The sequence below is a fragment of the Streptomyces sp. NPDC002104 genome (genome assembly GCF_053593795.1).
Genome location: NZ_JBSFDF010000019.1, coordinates 1 through 18846, shown reverse-complemented (window position 1 = coordinate 18846; position 18846 = coordinate 1). Strand labels below are relative to the sequence as shown.

20 protein-coding genes are annotated in these 18846 nt (G+C 71.5%); 11 read left to right on the top strand and 9 right to left on the bottom strand.

What is annotated here, in order from left to right; genetic code table 11:
• Positions 1 to 19 precede the first annotated feature (19 nt).
• On the top strand, positions 20 to 1498 hold the full coding sequence (locus ACWCP2_RS18085) for an FG-GAP repeat protein (RefSeq protein WP_450909570.1): 1479 nt from the start codon (positions 20 to 22) through the stop codon (positions 1496 to 1498).
• A gap of 122 nt (positions 1499 to 1620) precedes the next feature.
• On the opposite strand, the gene ACWCP2_RS18080 is transcribed toward ACWCP2_RS18085, so the two are convergent.
• Complete coding sequence (locus tag ACWCP2_RS18080) at positions 1621 to 2619, bottom strand: inorganic phosphate transporter (RefSeq protein WP_266878906.1); 999 nt, start codon at positions 2617 to 2619, stop codon at positions 1621 to 1623.
• Positions 2620 to 2624: 5 nt separating this feature from the next.
• Positions 2625 to 3245 carry a DUF47 domain-containing protein gene (locus tag ACWCP2_RS18075; protein ID WP_266878908.1) on the bottom strand — a complete coding sequence of 207 codons (621 nt, stop codon included), beginning with the start codon at positions 3243 to 3245 and terminating at the stop codon, positions 2625 to 2627.
• A gap of 194 nt (positions 3246 to 3439) precedes the next feature.
• Between ACWCP2_RS18075 and ACWCP2_RS18070 the strand changes: the two genes are divergently transcribed.
• Complete coding sequence (locus ACWCP2_RS18070; protein ID WP_450909569.1) at positions 3440 to 3841, top strand: metal-sensitive transcriptional regulator; 402 nt, start codon at positions 3440 to 3442, stop codon at positions 3839 to 3841.
• Between the two features lie 21 nt (positions 3842 to 3862).
• Here the strand turns inward: ACWCP2_RS18070 and ACWCP2_RS18065 are convergent, their stop codons facing one another.
• Positions 3863 to 4018 (bottom strand): hypothetical protein, encoded by a 156-nt coding sequence (locus tag ACWCP2_RS18065; protein WP_250744641.1) that lies wholly within the window; start codon positions 4016 to 4018, stop codon positions 3863 to 3865.
• Positions 4019 to 4166: 148 nt separating this feature from the next.
• A complete protein-coding gene (locus ACWCP2_RS18060) occupies positions 4167 to 5036 on the bottom strand; it encodes a hypothetical protein (RefSeq protein ID WP_450909568.1) in 870 nt (289 codons plus the stop codon).
• A 190-nt stretch (positions 5037 to 5226) separates the two neighbouring features.
• Between ACWCP2_RS18060 and ACWCP2_RS18055 the strand changes: the two genes are divergently transcribed.
• A complete protein-coding gene (locus ACWCP2_RS18055; RefSeq protein WP_450909567.1) occupies positions 5227 to 5412 on the top strand; it encodes a hypothetical protein in 186 nt (61 codons plus the stop codon).
• Between the two features lie 110 nt (positions 5413 to 5522).
• On the top strand, positions 5523 to 5756 hold the full coding sequence (locus ACWCP2_RS18050; RefSeq protein WP_450909566.1) for a hypothetical protein: 234 nt from the start codon (positions 5523 to 5525) through the stop codon (positions 5754 to 5756).
• Positions 5757 to 5897: 141 nt separating this feature from the next.
• On the opposite strand, the gene ACWCP2_RS18045 is transcribed toward ACWCP2_RS18050, so the two are convergent.
• From ACWCP2_RS18045 to ACWCP2_RS18030, 4 genes are all read right to left on the bottom strand, one after another.
• Positions 5898 to 6611 (bottom strand): phosphatase PAP2 family protein, encoded by a 714-nt coding sequence (locus ACWCP2_RS18045; protein WP_450909565.1) that lies wholly within the window; start codon positions 6609 to 6611, stop codon positions 5898 to 5900.
• Positions 6612 to 6824: 213 nt separating this feature from the next.
• Positions 6825 to 7844 carry a C40 family peptidase gene (locus ACWCP2_RS18040; RefSeq protein ID WP_450909564.1) on the bottom strand — a complete coding sequence of 340 codons (1020 nt, stop codon included), beginning with the start codon at positions 7842 to 7844 and terminating at the stop codon, positions 6825 to 6827.
• Between the two features lie 174 nt (positions 7845 to 8018).
• A complete protein-coding gene (locus ACWCP2_RS18035) occupies positions 8019 to 8840 on the bottom strand; it encodes a thioesterase family protein (RefSeq protein ID WP_450909563.1) in 822 nt (273 codons plus the stop codon).
• A gap of 115 nt (positions 8841 to 8955) precedes the next feature.
• A complete protein-coding gene (locus ACWCP2_RS18030; protein WP_250744626.1) occupies positions 8956 to 9564 on the bottom strand; it encodes a LysE family translocator in 609 nt (202 codons plus the stop codon).
• Between the two features lie 6 nt (positions 9565 to 9570).
• On the opposite strand from ACWCP2_RS18030, the gene ACWCP2_RS18025 reads away from it, so the two are divergent.
• The 7 genes from ACWCP2_RS18025 to ACWCP2_RS17995 all read left to right on the top strand — a co-directional run bounded on the left by ACWCP2_RS18025 (position 9571) and on the right by ACWCP2_RS17995 (position 18141).
• Positions 9571 to 10530 carry a pentapeptide repeat-containing protein gene (locus tag ACWCP2_RS18025; protein WP_450909562.1) on the top strand — a complete coding sequence of 320 codons (960 nt, stop codon included), beginning with the start codon at positions 9571 to 9573 and terminating at the stop codon, positions 10528 to 10530.
• Between the two features lie 429 nt (positions 10531 to 10959).
• Positions 10960 to 11268 (top strand): hypothetical protein, encoded by a 309-nt coding sequence (locus tag ACWCP2_RS18020; RefSeq protein ID WP_008742356.1) that lies wholly within the window; start codon positions 10960 to 10962, stop codon positions 11266 to 11268.
• Between the two features lie 64 nt (positions 11269 to 11332).
• Positions 11333 to 12145 carry a hypothetical protein gene (locus tag ACWCP2_RS18015; protein ID WP_450909561.1) on the top strand — a complete coding sequence of 271 codons (813 nt, stop codon included), beginning with the start codon at positions 11333 to 11335 and terminating at the stop codon, positions 12143 to 12145.
• Complete coding sequence (locus tag ACWCP2_RS18010; protein WP_450909560.1) at positions 12135 to 13442, top strand: hypothetical protein; 1308 nt, start codon at positions 12135 to 12137, stop codon at positions 13440 to 13442. The genes ACWCP2_RS18015 and ACWCP2_RS18010 overlap by 11 nt, the downstream gene beginning before the upstream one ends.
• Complete coding sequence (locus ACWCP2_RS18005; protein ID WP_450909559.1) at positions 13439 to 15001, top strand: SCO6880 family protein; 1563 nt, start codon at positions 13439 to 13441, stop codon at positions 14999 to 15001. The genes ACWCP2_RS18010 and ACWCP2_RS18005 overlap by 4 nt, the downstream gene beginning before the upstream one ends.
• A 19-nt stretch (positions 15002 to 15020) precedes the next feature.
• Entirely contained in the window at positions 15021 to 16436 is a 1416-nt protein-coding gene (locus ACWCP2_RS18000; protein ID WP_250744631.1) for an ATP-binding protein, read from the top strand.
• Position 16437: 1 nt separating this feature from the next.
• Positions 16438 to 18141 (top strand): type VI secretion protein, encoded by a 1704-nt coding sequence (locus tag ACWCP2_RS17995; RefSeq protein WP_450909558.1) that lies wholly within the window; start codon positions 16438 to 16440, stop codon positions 18139 to 18141.
• On the opposite strand, the gene ACWCP2_RS17990 is transcribed toward ACWCP2_RS17995, so the two are convergent.
• Positions 18138 to 18695, bottom strand: coding sequence for a GNAT family N-acetyltransferase (locus ACWCP2_RS17990; RefSeq protein ID WP_450909557.1), 558 nt, complete (start codon positions 18693 to 18695; stop codon positions 18138 to 18140). The two genes, ACWCP2_RS17995 and ACWCP2_RS17990, sit on opposite strands and share 4 nt — an antisense overlap.
• Positions 18696 to 18846: the final 151 nt, after the last annotated feature.

Here is an 18846-nt window from a genome sequence, read left to right as displayed (position 1 = left end):
TCCCGGAAGGAACCGCACCGTGCGCAAGCAGCACCTCCTCGCCCTGGCCGCCGTGTGCGCGGCCGCCCTGCTGGCCCCGGCTCCGGCCTCGGCGGCCGGCCCCGCCGCCGCACCCCGGCCGGCCACCGCCTCCGACGGCTCCGCCGACTTCAACGGCGACGGCTACCCGGACCTCGCCATCAGCGCGCTCACCACGACCGTCGGCGGGGTCGAGCACGCCGGGGCGCTCGCCGTCCGGTACGGGTCCGCCGACGGCCTCTCGGACAAGGCCGCACTGATCTCCCAGGACACCCCGGGCGTTCCCGGCGAGCCGAAGAACGGCGACCGGTTCGGCAGGATCCTCGGCCAAGGGGACCTGGACCACGACGGCTATGCCGACCTGCTGATCAGGAGCAACTGGCCGGGCCCCGCCGCGATCATCCTGCGCGGCGGCAAGCAAGGCCTCAGCGGTCGCGGCGTCGTCGCCATCGACCGCGCGGCCGTGGACAGCGGCGCCCTTCCGCTGTCCCCCACCGTGATGGGACTCGGCGACGTCACCGGGGACGGCGTCACCGACATCGTGACCGCCACCTTCGACGGCGCCCTCAAGCGCCGGCTGACCGTGCTCCAGGGCCCCTTCGACTTCTCCCGCCAGCGACCGGCGGCGGTCCACCACCGGCAGGTCGAGGTCCTGGACGGCATCCATCCCTACCGCGTCTACGTCGGGGACATGACCGGGGACGGCATCGCGGACGTCGTCACGGGCACCCACACCGAGGGAGTGACCGGCGCCGTCGGAAAGGGAATGGTCTACAAGGGCGGCCCGGCCGGCCTCACCCCCGCGGGCAGCGCCGCGGCCGGCACCAGCGGTGACTTCGGAGACGTGGACAAGGACGGCTACCAGGACTTCGTCACCGGTGCGCCCGGCGGCAAGTGGACCCCTGACGGCGGCTGGATCCACGTCACCTACGGCGGCCCGGGCGGAGCCCGCACCCCGTCCGCCATCCGCGCGTACACGCAGAACAGCCCCGGCGTCCCCGGGGCCGGAGAGCCGGAGGACTACTGGGGCGCCGCGGTCACCGTCGGGGACACCGACGGCGACGGCTACGCGGACGTCGTCGTCGGCGCACCCCGGGAGACCGGCACCGACACGGAGGCCACGTTCCGGTCCGGTGCGATCACCGTGCTGCGCGGCGGGCCCGCGGGCATCACCGCCGTCGGCGCCAAGGCGTTCACCCAGAACTCGGCGAGCATCCCCAGCACCTCCGAGCGCTTCGACAACTTCGGCGCTTCCGTGACCCTGATCGACACGGACAAGGACGCGAAGCCCGAGCTGTACGTCGGCGGCTACGGCGAGGACTCCTACACGGGCCGCGTCTGGAAGCTGAAGACCGACGCCACCGGCCTCACCGGCACCGGCGCCACCAGCTTCAACCTCGCCGACCTCGGCGGCCCGGGGGGCCGGGCCCACTTCGGCATCGGCTTCGGCCACGACCCGGGATTCGGCTACAACATGTGAGCGGCCCGCCGGGCACACCACCCTGCCCCGGACACCGGTGCGCCCCGCAGGATCAGCCGATCCGGCGGGGCGCACTGGGCTGCGTACGGCACGTAGGACAGGGACACCCACGTCGCGCGCGGTCACACGAAGGCGAGGTTGACCACCCAGAAGCTGAGGGCCGCGACCAGCGCCGCGGCCGGCATGGTGATGAACCAGCCCAGGATGATGTTCTTGGCGACGCCCCAGCGGACCGCGTTGACCCGCTTGGTCGCGCCCACACCCATGATCGCCGAGGTGATCACGTGGGTGGTGGAGATCGGCGCGTGGAAGAGGAACGCCGAGCCGAACATGATCGAGGCGCCGGTGGTCTCGGCCGCGAAGCCCTGCGGCGGGTCCAGCTCGATGATCTTGCGGCCGAGGGTGCGCATGATGCGCCAGCCGCCCGCGTACGTACCCAGCGACAGCATCACGGCACACGCGATCTTGACCCAGACCGGGATCTCGTCGCCCGCGCTGTTCACGTCGGCGATGACCAGGGCCATCATCACGATGCCCATGGTCTTCTGCGCGTCCTGCAGACCGTGGCCGAGCGCCATGCCGGCCGCCGACACCGTCTGCGCGATGCGGAAACCGCGCTTGGCCTTGTGCGGGTTGGCCCGGCGGAACATCCACAGGATGGCGACCATGACCAGGTAACCGACGACGAGGCCGACCACCGGCGAGACGAACATCGGGATGACGACCTTGTCGACCACGCCCGACCAGAGCACCTCGGTACCGCCCGCCAGCGCCGCGCCCACCATGCCGCCGAACAGCGCGTGCGAGGAGGACGAGGGCAGGCCGAAGTACCAGGTGATCAGGTTCCACACGATCGCGCCGACGAGCGCCGCGAAGAGGATCCACATGCCCCGGTTGCCGTGGGGCGTCTCGATCAGCCCCTCGCTCACCGTCTTGGCGACCCCGCTGCCGAGGAAGGCACCGGCGAGGTTCATGACCGCGGCCATCGCCAGCGCGGCGCGCGGGGTCAGCGCACGGGTCGAGACCGAGGTCGCGATCGCGTTCGCGGAGTCGTGAAAACCATTCGTATACGTAAAGCCGAGCGCGACACCGATGGTCACGATCAGAGCGAAGGTGTCCACGAGGTTCAGGACTCCTTGACCGCGATGGTCTCCACCGTGTTCGCGACATGCTCGAACGCGTCGGCCGCCTCTTCGAGCACGTCGACGATCTGCTTGAGCTTCAGCACCTCGATGGCGTCGTACTTGCCGTTGAAGAGCTGGGCGAGCAGCTTGCGGTGGATCTGGTCGGCCTGGTTCTCGAGGCGGTTGACCTCGATCCAGTACTCGGTCAGGTTCTCCATCGTGCGCAGGTGGGGCATGGCCTCGGCGGTCAGCTCGGCCGCGCGCGCCAGTACCTCGATCTGCTGCTCGACGCCCTTGGGCAGTTCCTCCACGTTGTAGAGGACGACCAGGTCGACCGCCTCCTCCATGAAGTCCATGATGTCGTCGAGGCAGGACGCCAGGTTGTAGATGTCCTCGCGGTCGAACGGCGTAATGAAGGAGGAGTTGAGCTGGTGGAAGATCGCGTGGGTCGCGTCGTCTCCCGCGTGCTCCGCTGCCCGCATCCGCTCCGCGATCTCGACCCGGGCGGAGGAGTCCGCTCCGAGCAGTTCCATGAGGAGCTTCGAGCCCGTGACGATGTTGTCCGCGGATGCGGCGAACATGTCGTAGAAGCTCGTCTCCCTGGGGGTCAGACGAAATCGCACGTGAGGTCCTCGGGGTGCATTGGATTCGGTCAGGCTGATGCTAGGCGCATCCCCCGGCCACGGCTAACCGGCAGTTCCCCAGTGTCCTCCATCAGGCAGAGTGAGGACGACGGGCCCCTGCCCCAGCGGCCGGGGGCCGGTACCCTATACCCATGAGGGGTATAGGTCCCCCATTCCGGACCACGGGAGGACGCATGACTGCCATCCAGGCGGAGGGCTCCGGAGCCACCACGGCCACGGACCCGGACACGGCGGCGGACGCCGTGACGGCCCCGGCGGCGGACGCGGCGGCAGCCGGCCCGGCCCCCGGCGCGGTGCACGGCTACCACCACCAGAAGGACGAGCACCTCAAGCGCCTGCGCCGGATCGAGGGCCAGATCCGGGGCCTCCAGCGCCTCGTCGACGAGGACGTCTACTGCATCGACATACTCACCCAGGTCTCGGCCAGCACGAAGGCGCTCCAGTCCTTCGCGCTCCAGCTCCTGGAGGAGCACCTGCGGCACTGCGTCGCCGACGCCGCCCTCAAGGGCGGGGGAGAGATCGACGCCAAGGTCGAGGAAGCCACGAAGGCGATCGCCCGGCTGCTGCGCACCTGAAGCCGGCCCGGGGAACGGGGGTCAGCCGGACCAGACGCCCATCAGCACCTCGTCGATCCGGTCCTGGCTGAGCCTCTCCTCGGCCACGGCCGACGCCGCGATGATCAACTCTCCGCACAGCTCGATCTCGGCGAGAGCCACGAGGTCCTGCACCGTCGAACCGCCTGCGGGAGTCACGCGTGTCACCTCAATCTGCCGTCGTCCGGTCGCCGGCGCTCGGCTTCTCAGCGTAGGGAGCGCGCGGCGCGGCGCGCATGACACGGAAGGACCATTTCCGGCTACCCGGCCATGGCCCGATCGCGCCGCCCCCGGGGGCTCCGGCCGGCTAATCGGCGATCTTCCCGGCGTAAATGTCCCCTTCGGCGGGCAATACGACGGCGACCGGGGTCCCGAAACCGTAGAGCAGCGTGGTGGAGGACACATCGATCACGCCATCGTTGACGTAGGTGAAGCGGTGGCGGACCTTCCGCAGCAGCCCCTCGGAGTCGAGGTAGGCGTCGAAGGGCACCGCGTCCTTGCCGAACCCTTTCGCCGCCGCCTCCAGCGCCCCCTTCACCGCCGGTGAGGCCTGCGCCGCGGCCCGCGCGATGTCCGTCGTACCCCGGTAGTGCCGCACCTTGGTCCCGCCGACCTCGGTCTCGCCCACGTACGTCACCTGCTGCGCCCCGCGCAGCAGCTCGGCGGCGGCCATCGGGTCGGTGGCCCCGCCGGTCACGAGGTTCCCGTCGGCCAGGGCCGTCGTGTCCACGCGGACCCACTTGTCGGCGGGGACGCCCGCGCCCCGGTTCTTCATGTAGAGCGCGCCGGGCACCAGCAGCTCGGTGATGGGCCGGTGCTCGGCCTTGCCCTTGGCGTCGTCGGGGAGCATGACGAGCAGCTGCCCCATCCGGTTCTTGAAGTCGACCCCGCCCTCGCCGCGGATCGTGACCCGGGTGCCGCCGGTGGCCATTTCCATGGCCGTACGGGCCTGCGCGCTCCCGGTCCGGGCGAGCGCGTCGGCGGCCGCGCGGACCGTCGCCGCCGGATCGCCCGCGGCCCGGATGCCGTCCGCGGCCCGGCCCTCGCCCGCGGCCCGGCCGTCGTCGCCCGCCACGGCGTCGCCGCCGCACCCGCTCAACGCCGCCACCGTCAGGGCCAGGCCGACCGCGACCGCAGCCCGGCCCGCGCGACCCCGCCTGTGCTGGTGCACCACCATCGCCTGCCAACCCCCAACGCGTGACCGCTTTTTGCCCGAGGCCCCACCCGCTCCGCTTAACGAGGTCCCGGGCCTCCCGTCACGGCCGCGGCCTCCTCGCCCCGGGCCAGTGCCCCACCCGCGCCCGGCCCGGTACCTTGGTGGAGTGGAACCGCACACCGAAGCGACTCTCGTCCCTCCGCTTGCCTCAGTGCCGCTGCCCCGCGATCCCTCGGGCACGGCGCCGGCGCCCTCCACCGGTCAGCCGCCTCATGCGACGAGCACCTCCGAGCGGGGCTCGTTCAGCCTCGCCGCCTGTACGTGCGGCTGGCGCGGCCCGGCCCGCCGCTCCCGCGACCTGGCCCGCAAGGACGCCACCGGCCACGCCCCGGGGTAGGCCGTCCCTTCGGATCCTGCCGGTCCGTGCCGCGGGGAACGGCCCGGGCCGGGTCGCCCGATCGGACGGCCCGGCTGGCCGACGCGCCCGGGAGCGGTTGCCCTTGACTCATGCCCGGACCCGCGCCCCGACTCGCCGCCCTCACCTGGGCCCTCCTGATCGCGTTCGCCCTCGCCGCGCCGGCCCGGGCCAGTCCCGTGGGCACGGCCGACGGGCCCGGCGACGTCGCCCTGGCCATCGGGGTCACCGCCGCCGCGGCCACCGCCACCGGCCTGTGGCTGCGCTCCCGCTACCGGCGCTCCGACACGGATGCGGACACCCCGGACCACGGCGGCGATCCGTGACCCCGCCCCCGCGTTCCCGCCCGGCGGCGGTCCGCGTCTGCTTCGGGGCCGCGGCGCTGTGCCTGCTGGCGGCCGTGGTGCTGAGCGTCTGGGACTCGTACCGCATCGGCTGAGGCTCCGGACACCGCCCGGAGCGGCCCGTCAGGCGGCGAGATCGCTCTCGTGCCCGCGCCCCGCGGGCTCCGTCGCCGCGAGGTCCACCGGGCGGGCCAGCACGCGGTCGCGCGCCCGTACCAGTACGCCCAGGCGCGGGGACCGGGCCACGGCCCGTACGACCGGGGTCAGCAGCGCCATCGCGATCGGAGCGAGCAGCAGCACCACCGCGGTGCCCAGCGCGAGCCCGCCGATGACGTCGGTCGGATAGTGCCGGCCGGTGTAGACCCGGGTGAACCCCTCCAGCAGGGCCAGCCCGATCCCGATGAAGCCGAGCTTGCGGTGGGCGACGAACAGGCCGACGCCGAGCGCCATCGCGAGCGTGGCGTGGTCGCTGACGAACGAGAAGGCGCCGTGTCCCATCCCGGCGCCGGGCTCCAGCACCTCGATCCCGCCGTGCTGCGCGGCCGGCCGCGGCCGGCCCACGAACTCCCGCAGCGGGATGTTGAGGAGCAGCGCGCCCGAGGCGGCGAGCGGGGCCCACACGAGGGCGGCGAAGGTCTCGACGGCGGCGGGCTCGTCCTGCCGGCGCGCTCCGCGCCAGCACCACAGCACCAGGAGCACGAGGGCGAGCAGGATCCCGTACTCCCCGAGGACCGCGACGGTCCGGTCCAGCCAGCCGGGGGCCTGCCGCGCCAGTCCGTTGATCTCGTACAGCAGGCTTACATCCACGTTCGGCCCACCTGTTGTGAGTCCAGCCATGGTGATGCGGCCCCTTGCCCTTGCCTTGGTACCCGTACGGCCGCACGCCTGTGTGCGGCCCTTCGCCCCCCGGTGATCAATCCGGCGCTTCCGCTCGTGCTGCCCCCAGTGACCATGGAACGCCCGTTCTGGCGGCTACGTTCCGCTCTCCACCGAATGATCACCCCAACGTTATCGAAGAGTGACTCATCGTTGCAGCTCAGGGCCTTCGGTTCACACTGCGTTGCCGACGCCCTCGCGCCGGGGCAAGGCCTCCGCCCCGTCCTTCGTCACCCGCGTCGCGCCGAAGTAGTCGGGCGTGTCGATCTTGTCGAAGCGGATGACCGCTCCGGTGAACGGGGCGTTGATCATGTATCCGCCGCCGACGTAGAGCCCGACGTGCCGGATCTCCCGGGAGTTCGTCAGATCGTCGGAGAAGAACACCAGGTCCCCCGGCAGGAGTTCCGCGCGCGAGGGATGCGGACCGGCGTTGTACTGGTCGTTCGCCACGCGCGGCAGATCGACCCCCACCGACTCGTACGCGGCCTTGGTCAGACCCGAGCAGTCGAACCGCCCGCCCTGCTCGGGCGTGCCGTTGCCGCCCCACAGGTACGGGGTCCCCAACTGCTTCTGCGCGAAGTAGATCGCCCCGGCGGCCTGCTGCGAGGGCGCGACCCGTCCGACCGGGGCCTCGAAGCTCTTGGCGAGGGTCGTGATCGTCTTCACGTACCCCTGGGTCTCCCGGTACGGCGGGACGCCCCCGTACTGCTTCACCGCGCCGGGACCCGCGTTGTAGGCGGCCAGCATGTTCTTCACCGCGTCCCCGGGCACCTTGGACACGTACCGCGCCAGCGCGCAGTCGTACGAAGCCGCCGACGGGATCGCGTCGTTCGGGTCCCAGATGTCACGGTCCCCGTCGCCGTCCCCGTCGATGCCCTGCGTCGCCCACGTGCCCGGGATGAACTGCGCGATGCCCCGCGCGTCGGCCGGGCTCACCGCGCCCGGGTTCCAGCCGCTCTCCGAGTACAGCTGGGCCGCCAGCACCGCCGGGGTGAGCGTCGGACAGAGGTTGCCCCACTTCTGCACGAGGGACTGGTACTTCCCCGGCACGGCCCCCTTCGCGAGCCCGGAAGCCCGCCCGCCGACGCCGGTCGCGATGCCCGCGGCCGCCGAGTACGTACCGATCACGAGCAGGGCGAGAAAGCACAGGCATGCCCCGAAGCTGATTCCACCGACCACCCAGAGTCTGCGCACCCGCCAACCTTCCCCCATCGAACGGCTTTTCCCGGCGCTCCCGCCACCCCGTGTCGAATCATCCCGCCGGGCAGGCCCCGCAGGAACCGCCGCACCCGAGGCACTTGGAGCACGGACCGGAGCGGACGGGTGAACTCATATGACGATACGAAGTACTTGAGCCCTCCCTCTCCCCTACCCCCGGGGAGCGACGAACAGGCTCTGCGCGCTCCGCCCGATCGGGCCCTTCTCGTCGTGCAGCCGTGCGTCCGCCAGCCCGATGCCCGCCGCGTCCACGCTCGTACGGGCCTCCACGCACACCCATTCACCGGCCGGATGGCGGTGCAGGTGCACGGTGAGGTCGCCGTTGACGAAGAGGTACCGGCCGAAGTCCACGGCGGCGCTGATGCCGTTGCCGGAGTCCGCCGCGACCAGCACCCGGTCCAGGGGCCGGGGCTCCTCCCCGGCCACGAGCGGCACCTTCATCCGCATCCAGCAGGTCCCGGGACCCAGTTCGACGAACGCGCCCCGCGTGAAACGGGTCTCCATCGCCGAGTGGTACCCCTGCTCCCACGGCACCGGGAAGAACGGCGTCGGCCCCACCTCCCCGGGCGGCGGCAGTTCCGCCGCCGGCGCGACCGACGGTACGGACTCCTCCGCCACCCGGATCCGCAGCGCCCGCGCGAGCATCACCGGAGCGGCCCCGGCGGGCGCGAGCGCGGCCTCGACCACCTCGGTCCCCCGGCCGGCCCGCAGCACACTGGTCGTCAGCTCCAGCGGGCCGATCGGCACCGGGCGCAGGATCTCGTAGGTGATCCGGGCGATCCGCATGTCGGAGCGCCCGCCCGGCCGTTCCTCGACCGCCCGCCCGAGCAGCGCGGCCGGCGGACCCGCGTGCTGCGAGCCCGGATCCCACGGGCCGCGCGTGTAGCCGGTCGCCAGGAACCGCCCGGCGTCGATCCGCTCGTAGAAGCCCTCGACATCGCTGATGTCACTGACAGCACTCTCGGCACCCATGACGGCCACGCTACCGACTGGTAATCCGCGACCACCAGCCCCCACGGGGCCCCACGGACGGCCACCGGCCCCCACGGACCTCCACGGACCCCCACCGGCCGCGCGCCCCGAAGGCTCAGCGGGCGAAGCCCAGCCCCACCCCGAGCCCGACCAGGACCGAGCCGATGGCCCGGTTCAGCGCCTTCTGCGCCTTCAGCATCCGGTCGCGCAGACGGGAGTTGGAGAAGAACAGCGCGACCGCCCCGAACCAGCCCAGGTGCGCCGCCGACATGAACAGCCCGTACCCGGCCTGCTGCCACACCGGCGTCCCCGGCCCGACCACCTGCGTGAAGGTGGAGACGACGAACAGCGTGGTCTTCGGGTTGAGCACGTTGGTCAGGAAGCCGCTCCTGAGCGCCCCGAACGGCGTCAGCCCGCCCTTCTCCTCCAGGTCCACCGCCACCTCGGTGCGCGCCCGGAAGGTCCGTATCCCGATCCACACCAGGTACGCGGCGCCCGCGAGCTTGATCACCGTGAACAGTTCGGCGGAGGAGGCGATCAGCAGACCGACCCCGAGCATCGTGTAGGAGACGTGGACCAGCACCCCGGCCGCGACCCCGGCGGCCGCGAACAGCCCGGTGGGCCGCCCGTAGAGGTAGCTGTTGCGGACGACCATGGCGAAATCCGCGCCGGGACTGATGACGGCGAGGAAGGTGATGACGGCTACTGCGATCACTTCGGTCATACGCCGATGCTCCCCGGACCCTCCCGCGGCGATCAAGGGCTTTCCGTTCGCCGGCCACCCGCGCACCGCCCAACTCCCCCACGGGGAGACAATGAGGACGTGCCCAAGCCCCAGCCCACCGGCCCCGCCACCCCTCCCCCGCTCCCGCTCCCCCTCCTGCGGGCGGACTGTGCCAACTGCTTCGCGCTCTGCTGCGTGGCCCTGCCCTTCTCCAGATCCACCGACTTCGCCGTGAACAAGCCCGCCGGCACCCCCTGCAAGAACCTCCGGCAGGACTTCGGCTGCGGCATCCACACCGGCCTGCGCGACAAGGGCTTCCCCGGCTGCACCGTCTTCGACTGCTTCGGCGCCGGCCAGCAGGTCTCCCAGCACACCTTCGGCGGCCGGGACTGGCGCTCCCACCCCGCCACCCGGGCCGCCATGTTCACCGTCTTCCCGGTGATGCGGAACCTCCACGAGCTGCTCTGCTACCTCGCCGAGGCCCTCACCCGCACCGACACCCTCGCCCTGCCCGCCGCGCGCCCCCTCCACACGCAGCTGCGCACGGCCCTGGCCGACACCACCCGGTGGACGGAGGCCACCCCGCAAGCCCTGGCGGAGTTCGACATCACCCCGCTGCGCCAGGACGCGAACGCCCTCCTCCTGCGGACCAGCGAGCTCGTACGGTCCACGGTGGCGGGCCGCAAGAAGAACCACCGCGGCGCCGACCTGATGGGCGCCCGCCTCCCCGGCGCCAGCCTGCGCGGCGCCAACCTCCGCGGCGCCTACCTGATCGCCGCCGACCTCAAGGGCGCCGACCTGCGCACGGCCGACCTGATCGGCGCGGACTTCCGCGACACCGACCTGCGCGACGCCGACCTCACCGACGCCCTCTTCCTCACCCAGCCCCAGCTGAACGCCGCCCGCGGCAACCCCGCGACCCGCATCCCGCCCTCCCTCACCCGCCCCCCGCACTGGCTCCCGTAAGGCCACGTCGCAGTCGTCGCCGGCGCCCACCGGCCGGACGCATCCGCATTGATCCACATGGAGCATCACCCGCAACAAACCACCCGTACGACCCGACTGACGGAATGTCGGACCACACCCCCGACACGGCCCGAAGCCGCCCGGCCCATTGCGCCAAACGGCGCGGCCCCCTCCGGACCACCACCGCACCGAGACGACAATCATTGCCCGCAGTCACGCCGCGTGATACACAGAGTGACCATACGTTCTTTCCCCCACACGCCGCCCGACCCCAGGTCAGGACATACGGACGACACCCGGGGCGACAGATCGGGTAAAGAGAGCGGTCAAGTCGACATCCGACGGCGGTTTCATCAGGGAAGATAGAGCGTGACCCCTGCCGTCCGGGCACGGGCGACCGGAACTACCCATACAGGGGCGGTGAGTTACATGATCCTGGCAGCCGAAAAGGGCGACATCACCACCATCATCGGCGGAATCGCCCCGAACTGGGGGCCGTTCGGCAGTCTCGGCAACGAAGCGAAGGTCATGATCGAGGTGGTCATGGCCGTAGCGATCCTGCTCTGCCTCGGCATCGCCATCTGGGGCGCGGCCAAGCAGCGCATCGGCGCCACCGCACTGCGCGACACCTTCAGCGCGGAACAGGGCAAGGGCCTCATCGTGGCCGGCCTGACGGGCGTCTTCATCATCGGCTCACTGGGCACCCTCTTCACGATCGTCTACGGAATGGCCGTCTAGCCCGAGCCCCGATGAGGACTCAACCAGCGCTACCGTCGTACGACGCGGAGGGGGCGAACACCGAATGAGCACCGACGACCAATACGGTGGCGGCGAGGTCGGCGGCACCGGCCAGACCCGTACCCGCTTCCCGGAGCCCTCGGACCCGTACGCCCCACCCCGCCGCACCCCCCGAGGCCTGATCACCGTCGTCGGCGTAGTGGTCCTCCTCATCGCAGCCATCGCCTTCGCCAACCAGTCCCGAACCCCGGAAGACCCCCCCACCGCGGACAAGGCCCCCACGGCCACCAACCCGACGGCACCCACGGGCGTCGCCCCGGTCGACGGCAAGTCCGCGGGCATCCCGAAGGGCTTCGCCCAGACCGAACAGGGCGCCCAGTCGGCAGCGGCGAACTACGCGGTGGCACTGGGCTCCGACGGCATGTTCAAGAAGAACACCCGGCACAGGCTCGTGGACGGGATCTACACACCGGACGCGGCCGCCAAACTGAGAGGCCCCCAGGACGAGGCGTACTCCGCCGCGTTCCTCGCCAAGCTCGGACTCGACGCGAACGGCAACGCCCCGCAGGACAGCACCTTCGTCACCCGGGCCGTCCCCGTCGGCACCCGTACCGACGGCTACACGCCCACGAACGCGAAGGTCTCCGTCTGGTACACGGGTCTCATCGGCATGTCCGGGACGAAGTCCACCGACCCCGTACGCACGACGTGGAAGACCTGGACGTTCGAACTGGCCTGGTCGAGCGGAGACTGGAAGGTCGTCTCCGACTCCCAGGCGGACGGTCCGGCGCCCGTTCCCGGTGACGCCGTCGCGTCGCCTTCCGAGGACATCAGCAAGGCCGTCAAGGACTTCGGAGGCTTCACCTATGCCCGCTAGCCTCCGGCTCCGGGCCGGCGTGATCATCACCGCCCAACTGGCCGTCGCGGCCCTGGCAACCCGCGCCTACGCCGCCCCCAGCCCCACGCCGACCCCGTCCCGGCTGCCCGACAACGACCCGTGCGACCTGCTCATCGGTCCTGCCAAGCAGTACTGCAACCGCGAGGGCACCGCCCCCAACGGCCCAGGCGCAGGCCTCGCGCCCAACGACCCCGCTGACGCCCTCAACCCCCTCTCCTCCCTCGCAAAGGGCTGCGCCGACGCCGCAGCCTGGATCGTCGGCGAACTCAGCAAGGCAGTGAACGGCACCGCCAACGTCGACTTCACCAACGGCGCCTTCCTCAAGCAGTACGCCATCGTCTTCGCCGCCTCCACCATCCTCACGCTCGTCCTCTGGCTCTTCGCCGTCGCCAAACGAGCCATCCGCGGCGTCCCCTTCACCACCGCCATGTCCGAAGCCATCGGCTTCCTCTGGCTCACCGTCCTCGCCTCCGCCTTCACCCCCCTCATCCTCTACACCGTCGTCTCCGCCACCGACGGCGTCACCGAGGTCATCGCCTCCGCGACCGGCGGCCAGACCGACGTCTTCTTCGGCTCCTTCGCCGAGGCCCTCAAAAAGGGCGACGACATCGGCGGCGGCCCGATCATGCTGATCGTCGTCGCCCTCGTCACCGTCCTCGCCGCCGGCATCCTCTGCCTCGAGCTCGTGATCCGCGCCGCGCTCCTCTACGTCGGCGCCCTGCTCGGCACCGTCGTCTACGCCGGCCTCGTCGACCGCAACCTCTGGGGCCACGTCCGCCGCTGGGCGGGCATCATGATCGCGGTCATCCTCGTCAAACCAGTGATCGTCATCGTCCTCGGCCTCGCCGGAGCCCTCGCCGGGGAAAAGGGCCCGAACGCCTTCTCCGCCGTCGTCTCCGGCCTCGCGATCATCCTCCTGGCGATCTTCGCCTCCGCGATGATCTACCGCTTCGTCCCCGGCTTCGGCGACGAGATCGCCTCCGCCCGCACCAACCGCAGCAAGGCCACCGACGGCGCCCAGGCGGCCGCCGTCATCAGCTCCCCGGCCTCCCTGGTCTCCCAGGGCATCAAGACCCACAGCAGCCGCGGCGGCGGAGGCGGAGCCGGAAACAGCGGCGGCGGCGCCCACCGCGCCGGCGGCGACAACCAGATCTCCGGAGGCATGGCCGCGCACAGCAGCCGCGGCTCCGGCGGCGGGAAGGGCGGCGCCCCCGCCGCCGCACCCCCGCCCCGTACGGGCTCCAGCACGAGGAACACAGGAGGTGACGGGCGGTGACGACCCAGTCGCACCAGCTCCACCCGGTCACGCCCCGCCGCACGTATCTCATCGGCCGGGCCCGGCCGAACGCGATCGTCGGCAAGAACCGCGAGACCGGCGAGATCGCCCTGATCATCGTCGGCGCGTTCCTCGGCATGATGAGCGGACTGCTCGTCCCCGCCCTCACCCTGCGCATCGTCTCCCTCGCCGGCTTCCCGATGCTCGCCCTCGCCGCCGTCTACGTCCCCTACCGCGGCCGCACCTTCTACCGCTGGTTCGAGATCAACCGCAGCTTCAAGCGCACCCTGCGCCGCGGCACGACCTTCCGCTCCGGCGCCATGGAAGCGGGCATCCGCGCCGGCGACGGCCGCGAGGTCGAGGTCGGTCCGCCGCCCGGCATCGGCCGCATCAACTGGCTCGCCGCCCCCTTCGGCCCCGACGAGATCGCCGTCCTGCTCCACGCGGACCGCAGAACCGTCACCGCGGCCATCGAGATCGAGGGCCCCGGCGTGGGCCTGCGCGACAGCGAGGACCAGGAGGCCCTCGTCGACCGCTTCGGCACCCTCCTCAAGCACGTCGCCAACGGCGACGGCTTCGTCACCCGCCTCCAGATGCTCGTACGCACCCTGCCCGCCGACCCGGAGGCCCACGACAAGGACGTCGCCGCCCGCGGCAACACCAGCGCCCCCGTCTGGCTGCGCGATTCGTACGACCAGCTCCAGTCGATGGTGTCGACCTCCTCCGAGCAGCACCGCGCGTACCTCGTCGCCTGCATCCACTTCACCCGCGAACTCGCCGCCGAGGCCCACACCATCGCCCGCGCCGCGGCCCCCCACAAGGGCCGCCGGGTCGACCGCGACGCCGGCCTCGCCATCGTCATGGCCCGCGAGCTCACCGACATCTGCGCCCGCCTCGCCGAGGCCGACATCCGCGTCCGCCAGCCGCTCGGCCAGGGGCGCCTCTCCTCCCTCGTGCACTCCATGTACGACCCGGACCACCCCATCGACCACATCCAGGCCATGACCAAGCGCAACGCCTGGCCCGCCGAACTGGACGCCGTCGAACCGACCTACCTCCAGGCCAAGACCCGCGAATCCTCCACCCGCGCCCCCTGGTGCCACGCCACGGCCTGGGTGAAGGAATGGCCGATGACCCCGGTCGGCGTGAACTTCCTCGCCCCGCTCCTGGTCCACACCCCCGACGTGATCCGCACGGTCGCCGTCACCATGGACCTGGAACCCACCGAGATCGCCATCGAGCGCATGCTCACGGAGAAGACCAACGACGAGGCCGACGCCAGCCGCGCCGCCAAGATGAACCGCACCGTCGACCCCCGCGACATCGCCGCCCACGGCCGGCTCGACCAGCGCGGCGAAGACCTCGCGAGCGGCGCCGCCGGCGTCAACCTGGTCGGATACATCACGGTCTCCTCCCGCTCCCCCGAAGCCCTCGCCCGCGACAAGCGCACCATTCGCGCCTCGGCGGGCAAGTCCTACCTGAAACTCGAATGGTGCGACCGCGAGCACCACCGCGCCTTCGTCAACACCCTGCCGTTCGCCACCGGCATCCGACGCTAGCTGGAGGGAATGGCCGCCCATGCGAGATCCCATGTCCGCCCTGACGGACGCCTTCACCAGCTTCCTGTTCGGCAAGGTAGAAACCACGCGCCTGCCCGTCCGCACGTCGACGGGCCAGGCACAGGCGGTCTACCTCCCCACCGCCGCGCCCGGACTCGGCGACTCCGGCGTCATCATCGGCCGTGAGGTCTACAGCGGCAAGGGCTACATCTACGATCCCTTCCAGCTCTACGGCCAGCAACTGCCGGCCCCCCACTGGCTGGTCCTGGGCGAATCGGGCAACGGCAAATCAGCCCTGGAGAAGACGTACGTCCTGCGCCAGCTCCGCTTCCGGGACCGCCAGGTCGTCGTCCTGGACGCCCAGGGCGAGGACGGCGTCGGCGAGTGGAACCTCATCGCCCAGCAGCTGGGAATAACCCCCATCCGCCTGGACCCCATCGCCGCGAACGACGACGGGATCCGCCTCAACCCCCTCGACCCGGCGATCACCGCGACGGGTCAGCTCGCGCTGCTCCGCACCATCATCGAAGTCGCCATGGGCCACGGCCTGGACGAACGCTCCGGCTTCGCCCTGAAGGTCGCGCACGCGTACGTCGTGGAAACGATCACGGACCGCCAGCCGGTCCTGATGGACATCGTGGAACAACTGCGCCACCCGGAACCCGAGTCGGCCCTCTCGATGAACGTGGCCATAGACGATGTCCGCGCCTGGGGCCTGGACGTCGCGCTCGTCATCGACCGCCTGGTCGACGGCGACCTGCGCGGCATGTTCGACGGCCCGACGACCGTGGGCATCGACCTCGACGCCCCCCTGATCGTCTTCGACCTCTCCCACATCGACCGCAACTCCATCGCCATGCCGATCCTGATGGCGATCGTCGGCGTGTGGCTGGAACACACCTGGATCCGCCCGGACCGCAAGAAGCGCATCTTCCTGGTCGAAGAGGCCTGGCACATCATCAACAGCCCCTTCGTGGCCCAGCTCTTCCAGCGCCTCCTCAAGTTCGGCCGGCGCCTCGGCCTGTCCTTCGTGGCGGTGGTCCACCACCTCTCGGACGTGGTCGACGGCGCGGCGGCCCGAGAGGCGGCGGCCATCCTCAAAATGGCCTCGACCCGCACGATCTACGCCCAGAAGGCGGACGAGGCCCGCGCCACGGGCCGCGTCCTGGGCCTCCCCCGCTGGGCGGTGGAAATCATCCCCACCCTCACCCCGGGCATCGCGGTCTGGGACGTCAACGGCAACGTCCAGGTCGTCAAACACCTGATCACCGAGGCCGAACGCCCCCTGGTCTTCACCGACCGCGCCATGACCGAGTCCTCGGTCCAGCACCGCCTGCCCGACGACCTCCTCGCCGCCGAACTGGAGACAGAGGAGCGGGCCCTCCTGATGGAACGCCACCGCAACGCCGGCGGCTCGGCCACCACGGTGGCCTGACATGCCCGACCGCACGGACCACCCGGCCCCCCGCCCCCAGGGCGGCATCCCGGACGGCCTCCTCGTAGGCCTCCTGGCCTTCCTCCTCGGCCTGGCCGTCCTCACCTGGACGGCCACCGGCCTGGCGGCCCTCTTCACGAAGGGCGCCTGGCCGAGCAAGGTCACCTTCACCCGCACCCCGACCGCGGTCCGCTCCCTGATAGCTCAACCCCACGACATCCCGGCCGCCTGGCCGGACACACCCCCCGAGGCCCTCTCCAACTGGGGCCTCTTCTGGGGCCTGTTCATCAGCCAGCTCCTGGTCCTCCTGGTCCTGACCATCTTCACCCTGGGCGTAGTGGCCCGCACCAGGTCCCGCCACCGCCTGAAGACCCAGCAGGGCGGGCACGGCGGGCCGACTCCAGGGCCCGGACAAGCTCACACAGCCCACACCCCCACCGCAGGCCAGCCCTCCCCGGCCCACTCAGCCCCTCCGGCGTTCGAGGAGCCGGGGTCCGGCGGCCGACCCCCGGCAACGGCCCCGCACCCGCCCACGGTCTCGCCCCCCACCGAGCCCCACCCGGCACCGCAGGTCCTTTCAGCGCCTCCGGCGCTCAAGGAGCAGGAGCCCGGGGGCCGGCCCCCCGCAACGACGACGCCGTACCCACCCACGGTCCCCCACCCCGCAGGCAGAGCCCCCGGCCAGGGCTCCGCACCCGCCCCCACGGACGAGGCGTACCGCTACGGCTTCGGCTACGCCCCGAGCCCGATGCAGCCGCACACCCCACCCCAAACCCACGGCCTCGCCTACGCCCCACCCGCGGCCCGGACCACGGCCGCCACGGCGGCCATCACAGCCGCCCCCGGCGCGATCCTCGTGATCACGTCCTCCCCCACCCTCTGGGCCGACACGAAGGACGCCCGCTCGAAGCTGGGCCCCGTCCTCCTCTACGACCCCTCCCACCTCTGCGACACCCCCGCCCGCATCCACTGGAGCCCCACAGAAGGCTGCGCGGACCGCGCCACCGCCGCCGCCCGCGCCATCGCCCTGCTCGCCCCGGTCCGCCCCCAGGCCCGGATGGACTCCGCCCTCGCGGACACCGCGGAAACGCTCCTCCGCAGCTGGCTCCAAGCCGCCGCCCTGGACAACCGCCCCTTCAAGCAACTGCACCGCTGGGCCCAGGGCACCAACGCCCAGGAGCCGGTCCGCATCCTGCGCACCCACCCCCAGGCCGCCACGGCCGCCCCCGGCGCCGCCGGCGAGCTGGAGAGCGCCCTCACCGCGCACCCCGACCGCCGCGAACAGGCCCAACACCTCACGGCCCGGGCCCTGACAGCGCTCTCCTCGATCCACATCCGGGAATCCTGCAGCCCGAACCGAACCGATTCCCTCGCCCTCGCATCGTTCGTCTCCGAAGGGGGCACCCTCTACGTGGTGGGCGAACCCCTGGAAGACCCCCGGGCCCACCCCGGTGCGATGCCCCTGCTGACCGCACTCGCCTCCAGCGTGGTCGAGCACGGCCGCCGCATGGCCGCACGGTCATCCGACGGTCGGCTCGACCCACCACTGACCCTGGTCTTCGAGGACGTCGCCGCCGTGGCCCCGATCCCCCAACTGCCGCAGCTCCTCCAGGACACGACGCTCCCGCTCCTCGCCCTGTGCCGCAGCCGCGAGCAGGCCCGCTCCCGCTGGCCGGAAGCGGACCTCCCCGTAGCCGCCCGCTAAACGGGCCGCGGGAACACGTACTCCAGCTCCTTCGCGGACGGATCGGTCGGCATCGGCACGACCTTCCCGCTGGGCACGAACCCGAACCGCCGGTAGGACGCGGCGGCCCGCGCGTTCTCCTCGTGCACGAAGAGCCGTACGCGCGCCAGCACGGGCTCCTGCAGCCCCCAGGCCCACTCCAGCGCGGCACCGAACAACGCCTCGGTCAGCCCGGTCCCCCGCTGCTCGGGCCGGACGAACACGCCCACCAGGTGCCCCTGAGTCTGCTCGATCTCCCCGTCGAAGAGGTCGGCCGTGCCGGCTTCCTCGATGAGCACGGTCACCGTTCCCACCCATTCCCCGCCGGCGCCCTCGGTGACGAACTGCCGGACCCGCCCGCCCAGCGCAGCCCCGGCCGCCCTGTCCCGCCAGAACGCATCGCTCCGTCCCTCACCCTCCTCGAGCGTCTCCAGGAAGGCCACCGGCGCAGCCGGATCCCGCAGTGCCGCGATCCGCAGCTCCTTCACCTTGGCCCAGTCCTCGGCCCGTACTCCCCGTATCACGTACTCGTTCATAGCCCGGGATCCTAACCAGCCCACCATCCCGACCTCATCCGGATTCTTCGCGGACGGTCGGGTAAACGCAGAAAAGCCCCGCACCGAACCCGTAAGGGTTGGTGCGGGGCTTTCCCACAATGATTGTTCGGCGGCGTCCTACTCTCCCACA